At 70.5% G+C, this 17,612-nt stretch carries 19 protein-coding genes and 1 tRNA gene; 10 read left to right on the forward strand and 10 right to left on the reverse strand.

Features of this window, described 5'->3' with window-relative positions; all coding sequences use genetic code 11:
- Nucleotides 1–58: 58 nt before the first annotated feature.
- The 5 genes from DAETH_RS05070 (at nt 59) to DAETH_RS05090 (ending at nt 3,550) form a co-directional block, all read left to right on the forward strand.
- Nucleotides 59–571, forward strand: a complete 513-nt coding sequence (locus DAETH_RS05070) for an HD domain-containing protein (RefSeq protein WP_264776831.1) — start codon at nt 59–61, stop codon at nt 569–571.
- 327 nt (nt 572–898) lie between these two features.
- A tRNA-Glu gene (locus DAETH_RS05075) sits at nt 899–973 on the forward strand.
- A 57-nt stretch (nt 974–1,030) separates the two neighbouring features.
- Complete coding sequence (locus tag DAETH_RS05080) at nt 1,031–1,711, forward strand: hypothetical protein (RefSeq protein WP_264776832.1); 681 nt, start codon at nt 1,031–1,033, stop codon at nt 1,709–1,711.
- Nucleotides 1,712–1,802: 91 nt separating this feature from the next.
- Nucleotides 1,803–2,981 carry an MFS transporter gene (locus DAETH_RS05085; RefSeq protein WP_264776833.1) on the forward strand — a complete coding sequence of 393 codons (1,179 nt, stop codon included), beginning with the start codon at nt 1,803–1,805 and terminating at the stop codon, nt 2,979–2,981.
- Between the two features lie 116 nt (nt 2,982–3,097).
- Nucleotides 3,098–3,550: a MarR family winged helix-turn-helix transcriptional regulator gene (locus DAETH_RS05090; protein ID WP_319993731.1), complete on the forward strand. Its 453-nt coding sequence runs from the start codon at nt 3,098–3,100 to the stop codon at nt 3,548–3,550.
- Nucleotides 3,551–3,570: 20 nt separating this feature from the next.
- Here DAETH_RS05090 and DAETH_RS05095 read toward each other — a convergent pair whose 3' ends face one another.
- From DAETH_RS05095 to xpt, 5 genes are all read right to left on the reverse strand, one after another.
- Nucleotides 3,571–3,996 carry a type II toxin-antitoxin system VapC family toxin gene (locus DAETH_RS05095; RefSeq protein WP_264776834.1) on the reverse strand — a complete coding sequence of 142 codons (426 nt, stop codon included), beginning with the start codon at nt 3,994–3,996 and terminating at the stop codon, nt 3,571–3,573.
- Nucleotides 3,993–4,232: a type II toxin-antitoxin system MazE family antitoxin gene (gene mazE / locus DAETH_RS05100; protein ID WP_264776835.1), complete on the reverse strand. Its 240-nt coding sequence runs from the start codon at nt 4,230–4,232 to the stop codon at nt 3,993–3,995. The genes DAETH_RS05095 and mazE overlap by 4 nt, the downstream gene beginning before the upstream one ends.
- Nucleotides 4,233–4,289: 57 nt before the next feature.
- Nucleotides 4,290–5,852 (reverse strand): acyl-CoA carboxylase subunit beta, encoded by a 1,563-nt coding sequence (locus tag DAETH_RS05105; protein ID WP_264776836.1) that lies wholly within the window; start codon nt 5,850–5,852, stop codon nt 4,290–4,292.
- Nucleotides 5,853–5,950: 98 nt separating this feature from the next.
- Entirely contained in the window at nt 5,951–6,436 is a 486-nt protein-coding gene (locus DAETH_RS05110; RefSeq protein WP_264776837.1) for a general stress protein, read from the reverse strand.
- 82 nt (nt 6,437–6,518) lie between these two features.
- Complete coding sequence (gene xpt, locus DAETH_RS05115) at nt 6,519–7,130, reverse strand: xanthine phosphoribosyltransferase (protein WP_264776838.1); 612 nt, start codon at nt 7,128–7,130, stop codon at nt 6,519–6,521.
- A 63-nt stretch (nt 7,131–7,193) separates the two neighbouring features.
- Between xpt and DAETH_RS05120 the strand changes: the two genes are divergently transcribed.
- The gene (locus DAETH_RS05120; RefSeq protein WP_264776839.1) at nt 7,194–8,114 is read left to right on the forward strand and encodes a phosphotransferase family protein; all 921 of its coding nucleotides are present in this window, start codon (nt 7,194–7,196) and stop codon (nt 8,112–8,114) included.
- A gap of 101 nt (nt 8,115–8,215) precedes the next feature.
- Here the strand turns inward: DAETH_RS05120 and DAETH_RS05125 are convergent, their stop codons facing one another.
- The 4 genes from DAETH_RS05125 to DAETH_RS05140 all read right to left on the reverse strand — a co-directional run bounded on the left by DAETH_RS05125 (nt 8,216) and on the right by DAETH_RS05140 (nt 13,205).
- Nucleotides 8,216–9,154: a quinate 5-dehydrogenase gene (locus DAETH_RS05125; RefSeq protein ID WP_264776840.1), complete on the reverse strand. Its 939-nt coding sequence runs from the start codon at nt 9,152–9,154 to the stop codon at nt 8,216–8,218.
- Between the two features lie 160 nt (nt 9,155–9,314).
- The gene (locus tag DAETH_RS05130; RefSeq protein WP_264776841.1) at nt 9,315–10,643 is read right to left on the reverse strand and encodes a Glu/Leu/Phe/Val family dehydrogenase; all 1,329 of its coding nucleotides are present in this window, start codon (nt 10,641–10,643) and stop codon (nt 9,315–9,317) included.
- Nucleotides 10,644–10,726: 83 nt separating this feature from the next.
- Complete coding sequence (locus DAETH_RS05135) at nt 10,727–11,974, reverse strand: Glu/Leu/Phe/Val family dehydrogenase (RefSeq protein ID WP_264776842.1); 1,248 nt, start codon at nt 11,972–11,974, stop codon at nt 10,727–10,729.
- Between the two features lie 256 nt (nt 11,975–12,230).
- Entirely contained in the window at nt 12,231–13,205 is a 975-nt protein-coding gene (locus DAETH_RS05140; protein WP_264776843.1) for a polyprenyl synthetase family protein, read from the reverse strand.
- Nucleotides 13,206–13,621: 416 nt separating this feature from the next.
- On the opposite strand from DAETH_RS05140, the gene DAETH_RS05145 reads away from it, so the two are divergent.
- A complete protein-coding gene (locus DAETH_RS05145; protein WP_264776844.1) occupies nt 13,622–14,221 on the forward strand; it encodes a hypothetical protein in 600 nt (199 codons plus the stop codon).
- Here DAETH_RS05145 and DAETH_RS05150 read toward each other — a convergent pair.
- Nucleotides 14,215–14,883 carry a hypothetical protein gene (locus DAETH_RS05150; RefSeq protein ID WP_319993732.1) on the reverse strand — a complete coding sequence of 223 codons (669 nt, stop codon included), beginning with the start codon at nt 14,881–14,883 and terminating at the stop codon, nt 14,215–14,217. The two genes, DAETH_RS05145 and DAETH_RS05150, sit on opposite strands and share 7 nt — an antisense overlap.
- A 161-nt stretch (nt 14,884–15,044) precedes the next feature.
- On the opposite strand from DAETH_RS05150, the gene DAETH_RS05155 reads away from it, so the two are divergent.
- From DAETH_RS05155 to DAETH_RS05165, 3 genes are all read left to right on the forward strand, one after another.
- On the forward strand, nt 15,045–15,854 hold the full coding sequence (locus tag DAETH_RS05155) for an alpha/beta fold hydrolase (protein ID WP_264776845.1): 810 nt from the start codon (nt 15,045–15,047) through the stop codon (nt 15,852–15,854).
- 114 nt (nt 15,855–15,968) lie between these two features.
- Nucleotides 15,969–16,430 carry an RrF2 family transcriptional regulator gene (locus tag DAETH_RS05160; RefSeq protein ID WP_264776846.1) on the forward strand — a complete coding sequence of 154 codons (462 nt, stop codon included), beginning with the start codon at nt 15,969–15,971 and terminating at the stop codon, nt 16,428–16,430.
- Between the two features lie 94 nt (nt 16,431–16,524).
- On the forward strand, nt 16,525–17,610 hold the full coding sequence (locus DAETH_RS05165; protein ID WP_264776847.1) for a quinone-dependent dihydroorotate dehydrogenase: 1,086 nt from the start codon (nt 16,525–16,527) through the stop codon (nt 17,608–17,610).
- Nucleotides 17,611–17,612 lie beyond the last annotated feature (2 nt).

Raw genomic sequence — 17,612 nt, forward strand, 5'->3', positions numbered from 1 at the left:
GGGGGACGGGTGCCGGGGGATTTGCCCTCCCACCCGTCCCTTCGCCTATCCTCACCCCATGCCCGCCCCCAGTTTCCCCACCCGGTTGAGCCGCAAGGTCCGGGGGTACGCGGGCAAGGTCGGGCGGCTCACCCGCAGCCTGAGCCCGGCCCACGTCCACCCCGACGACGGCTGGGCCACCTCGCACCTCACCCCCGCCGAGCGGCGCGTGTACCTGGGCATGGACCCCCGCGACCGCGAGCACGCCTGCCGGGTGGCCCGCCACCTCCTGCGCGATCACCCGCGCTCGGCGCCCGAACTTGTGGCCGCCGCCCTGCTCCACGACTGCGGCAAGAGCATCCGCCCGTACCGGGTGGCCGAGCGGGTGCTGGTGGGCCTGGTGCCCAACCGCCTCGCCCGGGTCGTGCCGCTGGGACCCCTCGCCGTGCGCGCCTACCATCCCGAACTCGGGGCCGAACTCCTCGCCCGGGTGGGAGCGCGGCCCCGCGTCGCCCGCCTCGTCGCCCGTCACCACCACGCAGGGGGCGACCCCGACGCGGCGCTGCTACACCACTACGACGACCTGGAGTGAGGCTGCCCCTAGACTTTGCTATCGACGGAGGGCAAGGTGTCCCTTGGCCCTGGCTGAGCGGCTGGGTTGGTCACACGCCCCTTCACCCGTTGCTTCGCAGCGCCCTCTCTGCTTCGCAGCTTTGCAAGTCCCACCGGGGGAGAGGGGCAGCAGAGCGAAAACGCCAGGTCACAGGCACATCTGCTCTGCCTCCTTCTGTTGTGGACATCCCGAACCGGATCAAGAGCACAGCCCGGGGATGCCCCACTCCTTCTTGACTTCCTCCACAGCCCTGCTAGAATCTTTCTTCGCGCCTGACACCGCCTTACCCGGCGGGCTCCACCGGACGGCCCCATCGTCTAGCGGTCAGGACAGCGCCCTCTCAAGGCGCAGACACGGGTTCAAGTCCCGTTGGGGTCACCACACATGCCGCTTCCCCGTGGAGGCGGCTTTTTTCGTGCTTTCCGCTAGGCTGCCTCCATGAGCCTGCCGCCCGCCCTGGCCGAACTCGTCGCCTACTTCGAGCCGCTCTCGACGGTTCGCCGCGACTTCCGGGGGGCGGTGACGTTGCACACGCCGGGGGTGAACGTCCTCGCGCTCAATGCCACCTACCTCCCGGACGCGGACCAGGGCCGCCTGCCCCTGGTCCGCGCCTGGCATCACGCCCAGGACATGCCCGCCCTGGTGGCGAGCGCGGGGGAGAGTGCTGGGGGAGAGGAGGTCGCCGCCCTGCGGGTGGGCGAGTACCACCCTACCGGGACCGAGTTCACCGGGGATGTGGGCGTGATCCGGGTGGAGCAGGTGGGCCGTCTGCACCTGCCCGTCTGGGCGGCGACGCTCGCCGAGGCGTACGGCACGCCGGAGTGGGCTTCCGCGCTGTCCCGCCACCTTGCGGCGTGGCTGGAGGGGGAGCGGGACGTGACATTGCTGCTCGCCTACGCGGGCTCCGAGGAGGTCGGGGCGCTGCTGTGGCGTGCGATGCCCGGCGGTGGGGGCACCGCCCACCTCTGGGGCACCCTCGACCCCGCCGCCGACGCGCCGCTGCTCGACACGGCACACGCCCTGGGCGGGGGCCTGTGGGCCAGCCTGCCGGACCACAGCCCCCTGGGTGTCCAGGACGAGACGGTGATCACGTTCAGCCTGCTGGACGGGGAAGGGTGAATTCGCCCGTGCCGCGTTTCCGAGAGGATCTCCCCCAGGGGACGACCGCCCACCCCACCCGCCCCTCGCTCGTGTCGCGGCGAGCCTCGCCGTGAGGGCAACGCAGGTCAAGCACCGTTTCGCGCGTGACCCGGTCACCTGGGGCGCCTATCTGCTCCTGGGTTACTTCGCCTTCCTCCTGAACGTCCTGGGGCCGCTGCTGCCCTTCCTGCGGGAGGAGCTGGGCCTGAGTTACGCACAGGCGAGCCTGCACACCAGCGCCTTCGCGGTGGGCCTTCTGATCGCCAGCGTGACCGCCGACCGGCTGGGGTGCCGCTTTGGGGCCAGGGCCGTGCTGTGGTGCGGGGCGGCGGGGATGGCGGCAGGCGGGCTGCTCCTCGCGGCGGCGCCGAACTTCCCCCTCAGCGTGCTGGGCGCGCTCGTCATGGGAACGCTGGGGTCGATGACCCTAGTCCAGGTGTCGGCGGTGCTCGCGCGGCGGCATGGCGAGAGGCGACCCCAGGCCTTTGCGGAGGCCAACGCCGTGGCGAGCGTGTGCAGCGTCCTCCCGCCCCTCGCCGTCGGGGGGGTGGTGGCCGCCGGGCTGGGCTGGCGGGGCGTGCTGTGGTTCGCGGCGGGGCTCCTCGCGGTGCTGGCCGGGGTGTTCGCCCGGGTGGGCTTCGGTCGGCCGGGTGGGCCGGAAGCCCGGGCCCGCGAAGCCCTGCCCGCCCGCTACTGGCGCCTCTGGGCGGTCCTCCTGCTCGTGGTGGCGGTGGAGTTCGGGGTCGCCTTCTGGGCAGCCGACTTCCTGAGCGGCGTTGCCGGTCTGACGCGGGCCGGGGCGGCCACCGCCGTGAGCGCCTTCCTGCTGGCGATGCTCCTGGGGAGGCTGGCGGGCGGCGCGCTGCTCTCCCGTCTGCCCGCCCGGCGGGTGGTGGCCCTCTCGCTGATCGTCGCGCTGCTGGGCTTCCCGGTCTACTGGCTCGTCCCGGTGGCCGCCGTCCGGATCCTGGGCCTGTTCGTCACCGGGCTGGGCGTGGCGAACCTCTACCCGGCGCTGCTCTCCCTTGCGGTGGGCACGGCGCCGGGCCGTGAGGACGTGGCGAGCGCCCGGGCGGCGCTGGCCTCGGGCCTTGCCATCCTGCTCGCGCCCTTCCTGCTTGGGGCCCTCGCCGATGCCTCCTCGCTCTTTCTGGCCCAGGCGGTCGTGCCCGCGCTGCTCGTGCTCGCCGGGGGGGCGCTGGGGTGGGCCGGGCGGGGGGAGGGACGCGGCACGCCTTCGGGCCCTTGAGGTCACGGGACGCGGACGGGAACGGTAAGCTGTCCTTCACGAATGCTGCCCGGGTTCATCCCTGTTCAAAGACGCCGGTTCAACACCGTTCATACTGAAGGCCCGGACGTACCGCCATGACGCAGACCCCCGAACCCCCCATCCATGACCTCGACACCATGCTGTGCTTCAACCTGTACGTGGCGTCGCGCAGCATGGTGATGGCGTACCGTCCCCTCCTCGAACCCCTGGGCCTGACCTACCCGCAGTACCTCGTGATGCTGGCCCTCTGGAACGCCCCCCACCCCCCCACCGTCAAGGCCCTCGGCGAGTGGCTGCACCTCGACTCCGGCACCCTCTCGCCCCTCCTCAAGCGCCTGGAGGCCGCCGGGCACCTGAAACGTCACCGCCGCGCCAGCGACGAGCGCGAGCTGGAGGTGACGTTGACCCCCCAGGGACGGGCCCTGCGCGACCAGGCCGCCGACGTGCCCCGCCTTATCGGCGAGCGGGTGGGGCTGAACGACCGGCAGACGCGGGAGCTGATCGGGCTGCTGCGGTTGGTCATCGGGAATCTGGACGAGCAGGGTTAGATTTTCAGCTTGCAGCCCCCCTACCAGGCGGGAATCACGACCTCCAGGTCCGCGAAGGACGTCTTGTAATGGGCGGCGTCCAGGGTAATCAGCCGCGCCCCACGTACCGCCGCGTGCGCGCCGATCAGGAAATCCGCGAGCAGTCGCCGGGGCGTACCTCCGCCAGAAGTCCTGCGCTTACCGGCGTAGGGAGCAAAGGCGGCTCCGGCTGAGCGCCAGATCGCCTCCTCCAGCAGCCAGTCCACGCGAATGCCCGTTGCGTCCAGAAAGCGGTCGAGCAGCGAGGCGGTGATGCCCGGCCCCGCCAGCAGTTCCGCATGGACAACCCCGCAGACTAGCAGTTCCCCTTGCTGCCGGGAGGCGTTGAGCACGCGGCGGATGGCCGCCTCGGTCCCTTCCCCCCGCAACAGGGCGCTGATGACATTGGAGTCGAGCGTCGTCGTCATTCATCGCCTGTTCGGAGGTCCCGGAAAAAGTCCACCGAAGACGTTCCCTCTGGAAGAGGGGCCACCACGCCAACCCAGGCGGCGAACGGGTCCTCCGGCTCCGTGATGGGCGTCATCACCACCTGACCCGCATCGTTGACCGAAACCTCAAGCTGCGTCCCCTGCCCCAGACCGAGTTTCTTGCGGACCTCGACCGGCAGCGTCAGTTGGCCCTTGCTGGTCAGCGTCGTACGCATGGATCGTCCTCCTTACCGATAATCTACGGGGTAAGGAGCATTGGGAGGGTGCCGTCCTTACAGCGGCATATTCCCGTGCTTCTTGTACGGCCGCGTCTCCGCCTTGTCGCGCAGCATCCCGAAGGTCTGGATCAGCACGCGGCGGGTGTCCTCCATCGGGATCACGTCGTCGATGTAGCCCTTGGCGGCGGCCACGTAAGGGTTGTCGAAGGTGTCCTTATACTGCTTGATCTTCTCGGCGCGGGTGGCCTCCGGGTTCTCCGAGTTCTGGATGTCGCGGCGGTAGACGATGTTCGCCGCTCCCTCGGCGCCCATGACGGCGACGGCGGCGGTGGGCCAGGCGTACACCACGTCGGCGCCCATGTCGCGGGAATTCATGGCGAGATACGCCCCGCCGTAGCTCTTGCGGGTGATCAGGGTGATCTTGGGGACGGTCGCCTCCGCGTAGGCGTAGAGCATCTTCGCCCCGTGCCGGATGATCCCCGCGTGCTCCTGCGCCACCCCCGGCAGGAAGCCTGTCACGTCCACCAGCGTCAGGATCGGGACGTTGTAGCAGTCGCAGGTGCGGATGAAGCGGGCCGCCTTGTCCGAGGCGTCGATGTTCAGCGTCCCCGCCATCACTTTGGGGTTGTTCGCCACGATGCCCACGGGAGAGCCGTTCAGCCGCGCGAAGCCGCAGAGGATGTTGCGCGCCCAGCCGGGCTGGATTTCGAGGAAGTCGCCGTCGTCCACGAGTTCGTGGATCACGTCGTGCATCGCGTACGGCTTGCGCTGGTCGGGCGTCACGAGGTCGAGGAGGCGGTCGTTGCGGCGGTCCACGGGGTCATGGCACTCGCGCACGGGCGGTTGCTCACGGGCGTTCTGCGGCAGATAGGAGAGCAGGTCGCGGATACCGTCGAGCACCGCCTCGTCCCCGTCGTACTCCAGGTGGGCGACGCCCGAGCGGCGGGTGTGCACGTCCGCCCCGCCGAGCTGGTCGAAGGTCACGTCCTCGCGCGTGACGGACTTGATGACCTCCGGCCCGGTGATGAACATGTACGAACTTCCCCGGCTCATCAGGATGAAGTCGGTCAGGGCGGGGGAGTACACCGCGCCGCCCGCGCAGGGTCCCAGGATCGCGCTGATCTGGGGCACGGCGCCCGAGTAGATCGCGTTGCGGTAGAAGATCTCGCCGTAGCCGCTAAGACTATCCACCCCCTCCTGAATCCGCGCGCCCGCCGAGTCGTTCAGGCCGATGACCGGGCAGCCCGTCTTGGCGGCGAGGTCCATGACCTTCGTGACCTTGGCGGCGTTCATCTTGCCCAGCGAGCCGCCGAGGACGGTGAAGTCCTGGCTGAAGACGAAGACCTGCCGCCCGCCGATGGTCCCGCGCCCGGTCACCACACCTTCGCCGGGGGCCTCGACGCCCGCCATCAGGCGGTTCCCGCCGTGTTCGACGAAGGTGGAGAGTTCCAGAAAACTGCCGGGGTCGAGCAGGCGCTCGATGCGCTCGCGGGCGGTGAGCTTGCCGCCCTCGCGCTGCTTTTTCTGGCGCTCGGGGCCGCCGCCCGCTTCGACCTTCGCGCGGCGCTGCTCCATCGCGGCGATCAGCTCCTGCAATTCCAGCCCGGGTTGTGTCATGGGGCCATGCTAGCGGGGCGGACGCCAGGCTGGACCGCGTTCCCGGACAGGAGACACCCCCGCGCGGCAGGCGGGCACGCGGGGGTGAGCCCCGAAGTTCAAGAAGGCAGGCCGCCCAGCAGCGTCCGCGCCCGCTCGGCGACCTCGGCGTCGGCGAGGATGACGTAGCGGTCGGCGCGCATCCCGCCCACCGAGGTGAAGTCGCGCCGCCCGCCCGTGACCGCGTAGCCGATCAATCCCCAGATCAGGCCGGTGATCGCGCCCAGCACCATGCCGTAGGCGACGGCGTACAGCAGATTGCCCCCGCCCAGCCCCAGCAGCCCGAAGAGCAGGCCGATGAAGAGGCCGATGAAGAGCCCCTGCCCGAAGCCCAGGCTCGCCGCGCGGCCCCAGTCGAGGCGGCCCGTGACCTGCTCGACGGTTTTCAGGCCCTCACCCACGATGGCGGTGCGCTCGACCGGGAACCGCTGGTCGCTGAGGTAGTCGACCGCCCGCTGCGCTTCGAGGTAGGTGGCATAGGTCGCCACGTTCACGCGCGCACTCTGGTCAGGGATGAGGGCCGAGCGGGGGTCAGGCTGGGTCACGGGGTCACTCCTCCCTGTCCAGCGTAGGGACCGCTCCCGGCCCGCATCTGAGGGGGCGCTTCAGGAAAACTCATCCTTCCGCTCAGAGGGGGGTGGGCATCCGCTCCCGGCCCCAGCCCCCCGCCTCCACCACCACGCCCTCCTCTTGGCGCATCCGCACGATGTTCGCCAGCGTCAGGATCGGCACCCCCAGGTCGGCGAGCTTCGCCCGGCCGTCCTCGAAGCCCTTCTCGATCACGCAGCCCAGGGCGAGGAGTTCGGCGCCGCTCGCCGCGATGATGTGCGACAGGGCTCGCAAGGTGCCTCCCGACGCCAGGAAGTCGTCCACGACCACCACCCGGTCCCCTGCCTCCAGAAACTCGCTGCTCACGAAGAGGTCCACCACGCCCCCCTTCGTGCGGCTGACCGACTGGGCGGTGTAGGCGACCTCGTGCATGGTGACGGGCCTTTTCTTGCGGGCGTACACCAGCGGCACTCCCAGCACGAGCGCGGTCGCCAGCGCGGGGGCGATGCCGCTCACCTCGATGGTGACGATCTTGCTGGGCTGCAGGGGCGCGAAGCCCGCCGCGAAACGCTCGCCCATCTCGCGCGTCAGGCCGGGGAGAAGCTGATGGTTGACCAGCCCGTCCACCTTGAGAATCCCGCCCGGCAGAATCCGCCCCTGCTCCCGAATCGCGTCCACAAGCGCCTGCATGGGGGCGAGTGTACCCGCCGGATGGCCGATGCTCGCTGCCGCCTGTGCAGGGGAGACTGGGGCGTGTCCGAACTCCCCGACCTCACCCCCGCCGAACTCGGCGCCCTCGCCCGCAAACACGGGCTGCGCGGCCCCCTGGAGAGATTGCCGAGCGCGGGGATCGTCAACCGCGCCTACGCCAACAGCGAGGTCGTGCTGCGCGTCGCCGTGCCGGGGGACGAGACGGGCGAGGAGGACGCCCGCACCGAGGCCGTCGCCGTGCCCGCCGCCCTGCGAGCCGGAATTCGCACCCCGCCCCTCCTCGTTTTCGACGACAGCCGGGACGTGGTGGACGCGCCGGTCACCGTGTACGCCCGCGTGAACGCCCCCAGCCTGCACGGCACGGGCTGGGACGGAGCCAACCCCCGCCTCGTCCGCGCCGCCCGCGAGACCGGGCACGAACTCGCCCGCCTGCACCTGGCCGTCACCGACGTGCCCGACCCGCGCGGCTGGCTGGAAGTCTGGGACCTCCCGGACGCGAGGGAGGGCGTGGAGGCCGCCGCCCTCGGGCGCGTCGACCGCATGACCGCCGACTGGGCCATCCGGCTCCTGACCCGCACCGCCGCGCTGCCCCGGCCCGCCTCCCGCTTCCTCCACGGGGACGCGCAGCCCGGGAACCTGCTCGTTCACCCGGACGGCTCGCTCGCCGCGCTCATCGACTGGGGGGATGCGGGGTGGGCGGACCCCGCCCTCGACTTTCCCGCCCTGCCCCCTCACGCCGCCGTCCACGCCCTGAGGGCCTACCGCGAGGTGGCGCCCCAGTTGCTCGGCGACGGCGCGGAGGGCCGCATCCTGGAGGTGTACCTGAATATGGCCTTCCGCCGCCTGGGCCGGGCCCCCACGTCCCGCGAGCTGTGGAGCGCGCGGCCTGGGGGCGTTCTCGCCCACCTCCTGCGGTTCGCTGTGGACGCCCCCGGGGAGTGGCGTGAGTGGCTGCGGGAGTAGAACGCCTGGGCGGGGCACAAAAAATCCGCCCTCTCGGGCGGTGATGCAAATAAGATAGCGTGAGATGCAACGGCTGTCAAACCTATGCAGCCCATCCCCGCTTACCCCAGCTCGTTGATCTCCGGCTTGAACCCCACCTCGCGGATGTAGCGCAGGTATTCCTCCTCGCTCAGCGCCTCACGCTGGCCGCTCAGCGCCACGAAAAAGGCTTCGAGGACGTTGGTGGCGAAGTTGCGGCGGCCGATGCGCGGGGTGGTGGTGATGAGGCGGGCGACGCCGCGCTCTTTCATCCAGGCGCGGTCGGCCTCGGTGATCGTCTGGGTGAGGATCGTCTTGCCGCCCAGGTCGCGCGGCGCGTACCGCTTGGCGTAGTGGGTGTCGCCCGCGATCACGTCGGCCCAGGCGTAGAGGCGGGTGCCCTTGCCCTCGACGCTCGTCTCCTGCTTTTCTCCCGTGGGGTAGAACCAGTCCTGCGGCAGCTTGGTGATGGCGGGCAGGGCGAGGTGAGCCACCCGGCGCAGCGCGTCGATGGACCGCAGCGGCACGTTCAGGTTCAGGCCGAACACGATGTCGCCGTACACCACGTCGGCCCCCGCCTGCGCCAGCGCCTCCGCCATGCCGAAGCGGTCCACGGCGGAGACCATCAGCACCCGTTTGGTGCGCCAGTTCAGCAGGGGATCGAGTTGCGCCACGGCGTCGCGTTCGAGGGTGTTCTTCAGGCCGCTGCCGTCGAGCACGGGCGTGATCTTGGCGTGCGCGACGAGCTTGCGGACGTTGCCGAAGGTGTAGCGTTTCCCGTCCGCGATCACGTACAGGTCCGCGCCCCCCAGCCCGAAGGCGTCCACCCGCCCGTCGAGCGCCTGGAAGAGGGCCGCCGCCTTCCTCGCGTCCCCGTCGGTGCCGATGCGCTCCAGCACGAAGGGCTGGCCCAGCACGCTCATCTCCTCGCGGGCGTTGCGCTTGCTGTTCCCCAGGGACACGCTCACCACGTGCTTGAACCCCGCCGGGGCCGGGTGCCACCCGCTCAGAAGATCGGACATGGGGGGCATTGTAAGGGAGCGGTCAGCTTTCAGCGGTCAGCCGTCAGCCGGGGCGGGTTGGGTGCTGGAGGCGAAGTCCGGGGCGGACTGACAGAAAAAGCCCCAGCGGGTGCCGAGGCTTTTTCTCCTGCTGACTGCTGAAAGCTGGCGGCTTACCACTTCAGGGATACAGCCCCCGCAGCGCCCGCGCCTCCAGCACGCGCGTGCAGGCCACGATGTAGGCGGCGGTCCTCAGCGTGACCCCGTGCTGTTCCTTCACGTCCCACAGGCCCAGGAACGCCTCGCGCATGATGCGGTCGAGGCGGGCGTTGATCTCGTCCTCGGTCCAGAAGAACGAGGAGAAGTCCTGCACCCACTCGAAGTACGACACCGTCACGCCACCCGCGTTCGCCAGCACGTCGGGCACCACCGTCACCCCGCGTTCACGGAGCAGGTCGTCGGCGGCGGGAGTGGTCGGCCCGTTCGCCCCCTCGACGATGAGTTTCGCCCTGATCCGGCCCGCGTTCTCCGCCGTGATCTGCTTCTCCAGCGCGGCGGGGATCAGTACGTCACAGTCCACGCCCCAGAACTCGCCCGTGGTCAGCTCCTCGGTGCCTTCGAGCCCGGTGATCTTCCCGGTGCGGGCGAGGTGGGCGGCGGCGGTGTGGGGGTTGATTCCGGCCTCGCTGTGGACCGTGCCCGTCACGTCCTGGATGGCGACGATCTTCGCGCCGTGGTCATGGAAGATGCGCGCGGCGGCGTTGCCGACGTTGCCGAAGCCCTGAACTGCGATTCGCGCGCCCCCCAGCGGCATCCCGAGCTTGCTCAAAGCCTCGGCCCCCGTCACGAACACGCCGCGCCCGGTGGCGTCGCCGCGCCCCAGCGAGCCGCCCAGGGACACGGGCTTGCCCGTCACCACGCCCGTCGCCGTGCGGCCCACGTTCATAGAGTAGGTGTCCATCATCCACGCCATCGTCTGCGGGTTGGTGTTCACGTCGGGGGCGGGGATGTCCTTTTCCGGCCCGATGATCAGCCCGATCTCGGTCGTGTAGCGGCGGGTCAGGCGTTCGAGTTCGCCCGTGGAGTACTTGCGCGGGTCGATGCGGATGCCGCCCTTGCCGCCCCCGTACGGGAGGTTGACGGCGGCGTTCTTGATCGTCATCCAGGCGGAGAGCGCCATCACCTCGCTGAGGGTCACGTCCTGGTGAAAGCGCACGCCGCCCTTCGCCGGGCCGCGCGACGTGTTGTGCTGCACCCGGTAGCCCTCGAAGTGCGCGACCGTCCCGTCGTCGAGGTGAATGGGCACGTCCACGACGAGGATGCGCTTGGGCCGCTTGAGCGTCTCGACCCAGTACGCGAGCTTGCCGAGGTAGGGGGTCACCCGCTCGACCTGCTCCAGGTAGATCTCGTACGGCCCGATGTTGTTCGGATCAAGGTAACTCGGCAGGGTGTGCCCGCCGAGCTGGGGTTGAGCTGGGGTCTGGTTCTGGGGGTCTTGGGTGGCGGTCATGGGGAAGCCTCCGGTTGGGGGATGGGAAGGGAAAGGAGCGATCAGCCGTCAGTAAAAGCCCTAATGGCTGACGGCTGAGAGCTTCACGGATACACGCCCCGCATCACGCTCGCCTCGTGCAGCCGCCCGAGGGCGAGGGCGTAGGCGGCGGTGCGCAGGTCGTCCACGCCGCGCGTGCGGCAGAAGGTGGTCACCCGGTCCACGGCGGCGTTCACCCGCGTGTCGATGGCGCGTTTGATCTCGTCTTCCGTCCAGAAGAAGTTGCTGGCGTCCTGCACCCATTCGAGGTAGTTCACGACCACCCCGCCGATGCTGGCGACGAGATCGGGGAGGATCGTCACGCCCCGGCCCTTCAGGAAACGCTCGGCCTCGGGCAGGACGGCGCGGTTCGTCGCCTCCACCACGTAGCGGGCGCGGACGGCGTGGGCGTTGCCCGCGTTCACGGCGCCGTAGTCGTAGGCGAGCATCAACACGTCCACGTCGAGTTCCACGACCTCCCCGGCCTCGATGGGGGTGGCGAAGCCCTGCACCGTGCCGTGCGCCTCCCGGTGCCGCGAGAGGGCGTCCAGGTCAAGCCCCCCGCTGGCGAAGGCGCCCCCCTGCTGGTCCGAGACGGCGATCACCAGGGCGCCCTGCTCGGCGAGGGTCTGTGCGGCCTGGCGCCCCACGTCCCCGAAGCCGTACACGGCGACGCGCGCCCGGTTCAGGCTCTCGCCGCGCCCCTCCAGGATGCGGCCCGTGACGAGTGCGGCGCTGCGGCCCCGGGCGTCCTTGCTGCCGTAGCTCCCGCCCAGCGCGAGGGGCTTGCCGACCACCACGCCGTTCGTGGTGGAGCCCGTGTTCTCGCCGTAGGTATCGAGCATCCAGGCCATCGCCTGCGGGTCCGAGCCCACGTCGGGCGCGAGGATGTCCTCGGTGGGGCCGATCAGGTCGACGAGTTCGGAGGTGTAGCGGCGCACCAGGCCCTCGCGCTCGTGGGCACTCAGGAGCGCCGGGTCCACGTCCACTCCCCCCTTGGCCCCGCCCAGCGGCAGGTCCGCCACGGCGGCCTTGAGCGTCATGATCGCGGCCAGCACCTCGCACTCGTGGGCGTTCAGGCCTGCCTTGAAGCGCACGCCGCCGATGCTGGGGCCGCGCGCCGTCGAGTGGACGGTGCGGTAGCCCTGGAAGACGCGCACCGTGCCGTCGTCCATCCGCACGGGCAGATTCACGCTCACCGTGCGCTTGGGATACTTGAAATAGGCGAGGGACTGGTCGGTCACCTCGCAATGTGGCAGCGCCTCCTGAAGTTGCTCCATCAGGCCCTGCCAGTTGAGTCCGGATGCCCTCATCACGCTTTCCTCCGCATTGGTCTAGCGTTCTGAGCATACACGCATAGACAGCACCCCGCCGAGAAAATGGGATTGCAGTAAAAGCACGCCGCCTTGCAAATGAAAGGAGAAGGACTCACTGCATCGGGTGACAGGGTACTCGTCGGGCCCTTCCCCTCGACCCCATCTCCCGTCAGAAGTCATTCGTAAGGCGGAAGGCGGCAAACGAAAGGTGTCCAATTTCTTCGGACGCCCTCCCCCTGATCCGCCCGTTTTCTCAGGAAGCGCGGTCGATCTCGTGCCGGGCAAGGGTGGCGAGGGCGTCGCGCGCCTCGGAGGGGGGCAGGGCCCCGAGGGCGTCCACGGCGAGCGCGACACGGCGCCCGATCTCCTCGCGGGTGGCGTCCACGGCCCCCGTGGCAAGGGCGAGGTCGCGGACGCGGGCCACGTCGCCCTCGGCGGCGGCGCGGCGGGCGAGGACATCGCGGACCTCTTTCTGTTGGGGACTGTCCAGCAGGAGGAGGACGGGCAGGGTGGCCTTGCCCTCGCGCAGGTCGCCGCCCACCGGCTTGCCGAGCGTGTCCTCGTCGCCCGCGAGGTCGAGGAGGTCGTCGCGCATCTGGAAGGCGAGGCCGTACTCCCGCCCGAAGGTGGCGAGGGCCGCGTGCTCCTCCCCGGGGGCGCCGAGCAGCAGGGCGGGGGAACTCGCGGCGAGTTCGACGAGGGCCGCCGTCTTGCCGTGGATCACGTCGAGGTAATTGCCCAGGCTGTAATCGGCGTACGCGGCGACCTGGAACTGCAAGACCTCGCCCTCGCACACCAGGCTGGCCGTCTCCCCGAAGGCCCGCACCAGGGGGGCGCTCCCCGGCAGTCCGGCCAGCAGCATGAGCAGCCGCGAGAGCATGAAGTCCCCGCTCATCACGGACACCACGTTGCCGAATCTCCGGAAGGCCGCCTGCTGACCGCGCCGGGTGTCGGCGTCGTCGATCAGGTCGTCGTGCAACAGGGAGGCCGAGTGCAGCAGCTCCACGCACGCGGCGAGGTCCGTGACCCCCGGCCAGTGGGGGTGGGCGGCGTCCGCCCCAAGCGCCTGCGCGGCGAGGTAGGTCACGGTGGGCCGCGCCCGCTTGCCGCCCGCCATCACGAGGTCTTCTCCGATCAGCTCGATGAACTCGACGCGCGACCGCAACACCTCGCGCAGCCGCGCCTCGAAGGCCGCGCCGGGGAGGATCAGGGACGCCACGCCGGTCATGCGGGCAGTATAGAAAACGTCCGGTGGGCCGAACGTACCTCCTGCGGACAAAGGGGACGAAAGCCCTGGGGGGAGCGGGGGGTGGTGCGGTCTGTCTTCAGGCGGCCTCAAGGGAAGGTGACACCCGGCTCAAGGGGTGAGCGCCCCTGCCCTCCCTGAGAGGGCCTTGTTCCCCGACTTTTCCCCCAACCGGGTTCGGGGTGTCTGCGACAGAAGGAAGCGTCACTCTGTTGCCCCTCTCCCCCCGGTGGGACTTGCAAAGCTACGAAGCAGAGAGGGCGGGGTGAGGGGGCGTGTGACCGGCCCAGCCGCTCTCCCCAGGGCCAAGGAACGCCCTGCCCTCCGTGGAGAGACAAGCCTGGCATGTTCCTTTGTCCCTCGCCCTGCGCGCCTGGCCCGTGGTAGAACCGGAGGCAATGGAAAGTGTCGTTGCCCTCTTTCGTGAGCCGCAGCAGGCGCGGGTGGCCCTGAGCGCCCTGCAAGAGCGCGGCTTTGACCGTGACCGCCTCGGCTTCAGCATGCTCGACGCGATCACCAAGGACACCATCGCCCAGCAGACCGGCGTCAGCCCCGAGGAGGGGGCGCCGGGCGGCTCGGGCAGCGTCATTCGCGGGACCCTGCTGGGCACGCTCGCGGGCCTGGCGCTGACCTTCCCGGTGTGGGTGTTGCTGTTGATCATCCCCGACACCCGCGTCTACCAGGAGGGCGGGGTCCTCGCCATGCTGTTCGGCGCCATCGGCGGGGCGGGGCTCGGCGGGCTCTTCGGCGCCCTGACCGGCAGTGACCACGGGGACTACGTGAAGCTGCTGCGCCGCATGGGCGTGCCCGCCGGGCAGGCCGAGCGCTTCTACAGCGGCATCAGGGCGGGCAACGTCCTCGTGATCGCCCGCGACCCCGACGGGGCCCGGGCGGGCGAGGCCCTGAACATCATGCGCCGCTACGGGGCCATGCGCCTGGAGGATGCGACGGGCGGGGGCCGCCTCCAGAGCGAGCGTGTCGGCCAGGACGGTCACTGAGGCTTCACGGCTCGCCAGGGCGGTGGGGGAGACCCCGCCGCCCTTCTCGTTGGCCCCTGGTCCGGCCAGACGAGCGCCGCGTCCTCCTCCGGGGTGTCGCCCCGGCGCCGGATGCCCGCGCTGGGTCGCGCCGAGACCCCCTCCCACAGCACCCGCCGCTCCGGGCTGCACGACACGACGACCTCTCGGCTCAGATCGAGAAAGGCCATGAAGAGCTGGGGTTCACCTCCCGCCATCGCAGGTACGCGGCCGGGGAATCGCTCGCCGTCCACGCCCGCACGCCCGCCGGGTCGTTTACGTCGTCCGTCGTCTGCGCCGAAGGGCAAGGCGTCCAGGGTCGGGAGGGAGGCGGGCCCACGCGACAGCACCGCCGCCCAGTCCACGTGCCCGGCCTCGCCCACGGCCTCCAGGGTGCCCGCCTCCCGGCCCCACACCGGGCCGCTGGGATGCAGGCCCCACCAGCCCGGCTCGCCCTCCGGGTCGGGCGTCCTCAGGCCGGATGCCCGTGCCGCCCCACACTTCAGGCCGCCCAGCCAGGCGGGGAAGAGGGCGTCTCTCCCGGGCCGCTCGGGCACCCCGCCCTGCACCCGCACCGGCCACGCACTCAGCAAGGAAAAGCGCCCGCAGGAGGTGACCGGGCCGAGCGACTCCAGCAGGGCCACCCCCGGCGCCCCCGCCGCCCGCAGGTGCAGGAGAACGTCCGCCGGGGAGAGGTCGGGAGGCAGGGGATAAGGTCACGCGGCGGATTCCAGGGAAGGGGCCGAATGGGGCTGCGTGACTGCTCTGGCCGCCGAAGCGGGAGGTCGCGGGGTTACCCTGCGGTATGACGGCAATGGATTCGCAACAGCCCCAGGAGATTCGGGCCGGATACGTCGAGGTTGCGGGCCTGTCCACCTGGCATGAGGTGGGCGGGCGTGGCCCCGCCGTCGTGCTGTTGCACGGAGGATTCTCGGGCGCGTCCTCCTGGGCTGCCCAGGCGTCAGCCCTTCGCGAGGCAGGATTTCGCGTCTATGTGCCGGAACGTCGGGGGCACGCCCACACCCCCGACGTGGAAGGCCCGTTCGGCTACGGAGTGATGGCGGACGACATGGTGGCGTACCTGGATCAGGTCGTCGGGGGCCCTGCCGATCTGGTCGGGTGGAGCGACGGCGCCGTGGTCGCCGTGCTCGTCGCCCTGACCCGCCCGGATCTGGTGAGACGGCTGGTGCTGATCGGCCAGTATTACAACAGTTCCGGGAAGCTGCCGAACAGCCCGCTGTTGGCCTTTCTGCGCTCCCCCCAGGCGGTGGGCTACCTGCGGCAGGAATACGACGCCGTCTCGCCGGATGGTCCGGGGCACTTTCCGGTCGTGTTCGCCAAGATGATGGCGATGATCGAGCAGGAACCGGAATTGGACCTGGACCGCCTGCGGGAGGTGAACGCGCCCACGCTCGTCCTCCAGGGCGATCAGGACGAAGTGACACTGGGGCACAGCATCGAGGTCGTCTCCAAGCTGGCGGGGGGAAGGCTGGCGGTGCTGCCGGGAGGCCACGCCCTGCCGATGGAATGTCCGGAGGTGGTCGGCAGCCTGCTGGTGTTCTTCCTGCGTGCCGGAATGGCGCAAGGAGACGAACCGGGAACGCCCCGGGGTTGAGGACCAGCTTGCATTCTTGGGAAGAACCGCCAGCCCGCCTGGCGGCCTTCCCCTCGGCCGCCAATTGCCAGGAAACCCCTACTCCCGACCCGGATTTCCGGGTAGAATGTCCCTATGTGGGTCTCGACCAAAGCACAGTACGGTCTGCGCGCCCTGATCGAGATCGGGCGGCGGGGCGGCGAGGCCGTGCCGCTCAAGGACGTCTCCGAGCGGCAGGGCATCAGCCAGCACTACCTGGAGCAGATCGCCAGCAACCTGCGCCGCGCGGGCTTCATCAAGAGCGTGCGGGGGGCGCACGGCGGCTACCGCCTCGCCCGTCCGGCGTCGGCCATCAACGCCTACGAGGTTGTCACGGCGATGGAGGGCAGCATCGCGCCCGTGTCGTGCGTGGAAGAAGACCACGTCTGCGACAGGGGCCACGTCTGCGGCACGGTGGACCTGTGGCAGCGGGTGGACACCGCCCTGCGCGACGTGCTCGGCGGCACCACCCTCGCCGACCTGATCGCGGACAGCGAGCGGCAGGAACATGCCCGGCTGGTGCAGCTCGAACCCAGCTTCGTCGTGCCAAGGCTCTGAACCTCCTGTCCCCGTCTTCCCGCCCCTGCGGCGGGATTTCTGTTTGGGGCAGAAGTCCGGGACGTTCCGCCTTCCCCTCCGTATCCTGCGGGGGATGTACCGCCGCATAAAGCCCGCCCTCTTCCGCCTGGACGCGGAGGACGCCCACCACCTGACCCTGCGGGCCCTGGGGGCGGCGTCGCGGGTGCCCGCGTGGCCGGAGGCCGCCCGCCGCCTGAACTCAGCCGGGGGTCATCGGCTGAGTCAGACGCTCTGGGGCCGCCCCTTCGCCTCCCCGGTGGGCCTGGCGGCGGGGCTCGACAAGAACGGGGAGGCCGTGCCCGCCTTCTCCGCGCTGGGCTTCGGCTTTCTGGAGGTCGGCACGGTCACGCCCCTCGCCCAGCCGGGCAACGAGCGTCCCCGCCTCTTCCGCCTGCCCGAGGACGCCGCCCTCATCAACCGCATGGGCTTCAACAACGGCGGGGCGGAGGCCCTGCGCGCCCGCCTCGCCGCTCTGCCCGCTCGCCCGGCCCCCGTCTGGGTGAACATCGGCAAGAACAAGGCCACGCCGAACGAGCGGGCGGTGGAGGACTACCGCGCCTGCGTCCGCGCGCTTTTCGAGGTGGCGGACGGCTTCGTGGTCAACGTCAGCTCCCCGAACACGCCGGGGTTGCGGGCCTTGCAGGCGGCGGGTGACCTCGCGGACCTCGTGCGCGCCGTGCTGGACGAGGTGGAATCGGCCCGCGTCCGCACCGCCCGCCGCGCTCCCCCCGTCCTCGTCAAGCTCGCCCCCGACCTGCACCCCGGAGATTTCGAGGCGAGCGTGGGGGGGGTGGTGGAGGCCGGGGCGAATGGCCTGATCGTCAGCAACACGACCCTGGGCCGCGATGGCCTGACCCACGGGCACCGCGTTCAAACGGGCGGGTTGAGCGGGCGTCCCCTCACGACGCGGAGCACGGCCCTGGTGCGCGACGCCTACCGCCTCACGCGCGGGCGGGTGCCCATCGTCGGGGTGGGCGGCGTCTTCACGCCCGAGGACGCCTACGCCAAGCTCCGCGCGGGGGCCAGCCTCGTCGAGGTCTACACGGCGCTGATCTACGAGGGGCCGGGTCTGGTCGCGCGGCTGAACCGGGGCTTGAGTCGGCTGCTGGAACGCGACGGGTTGCGGAACGTGGCGGAGGCGGTGGGGGTGGACGCCTGAGC

The sequence above is a fragment of the Deinococcus aetherius genome, from assembly GCF_025997855.1.
In the GTDB taxonomy this organism is placed as follows: Bacteria; Deinococcota; Deinococci; order Deinococcales; family Deinococcaceae; genus Deinococcus; species Deinococcus aetherius.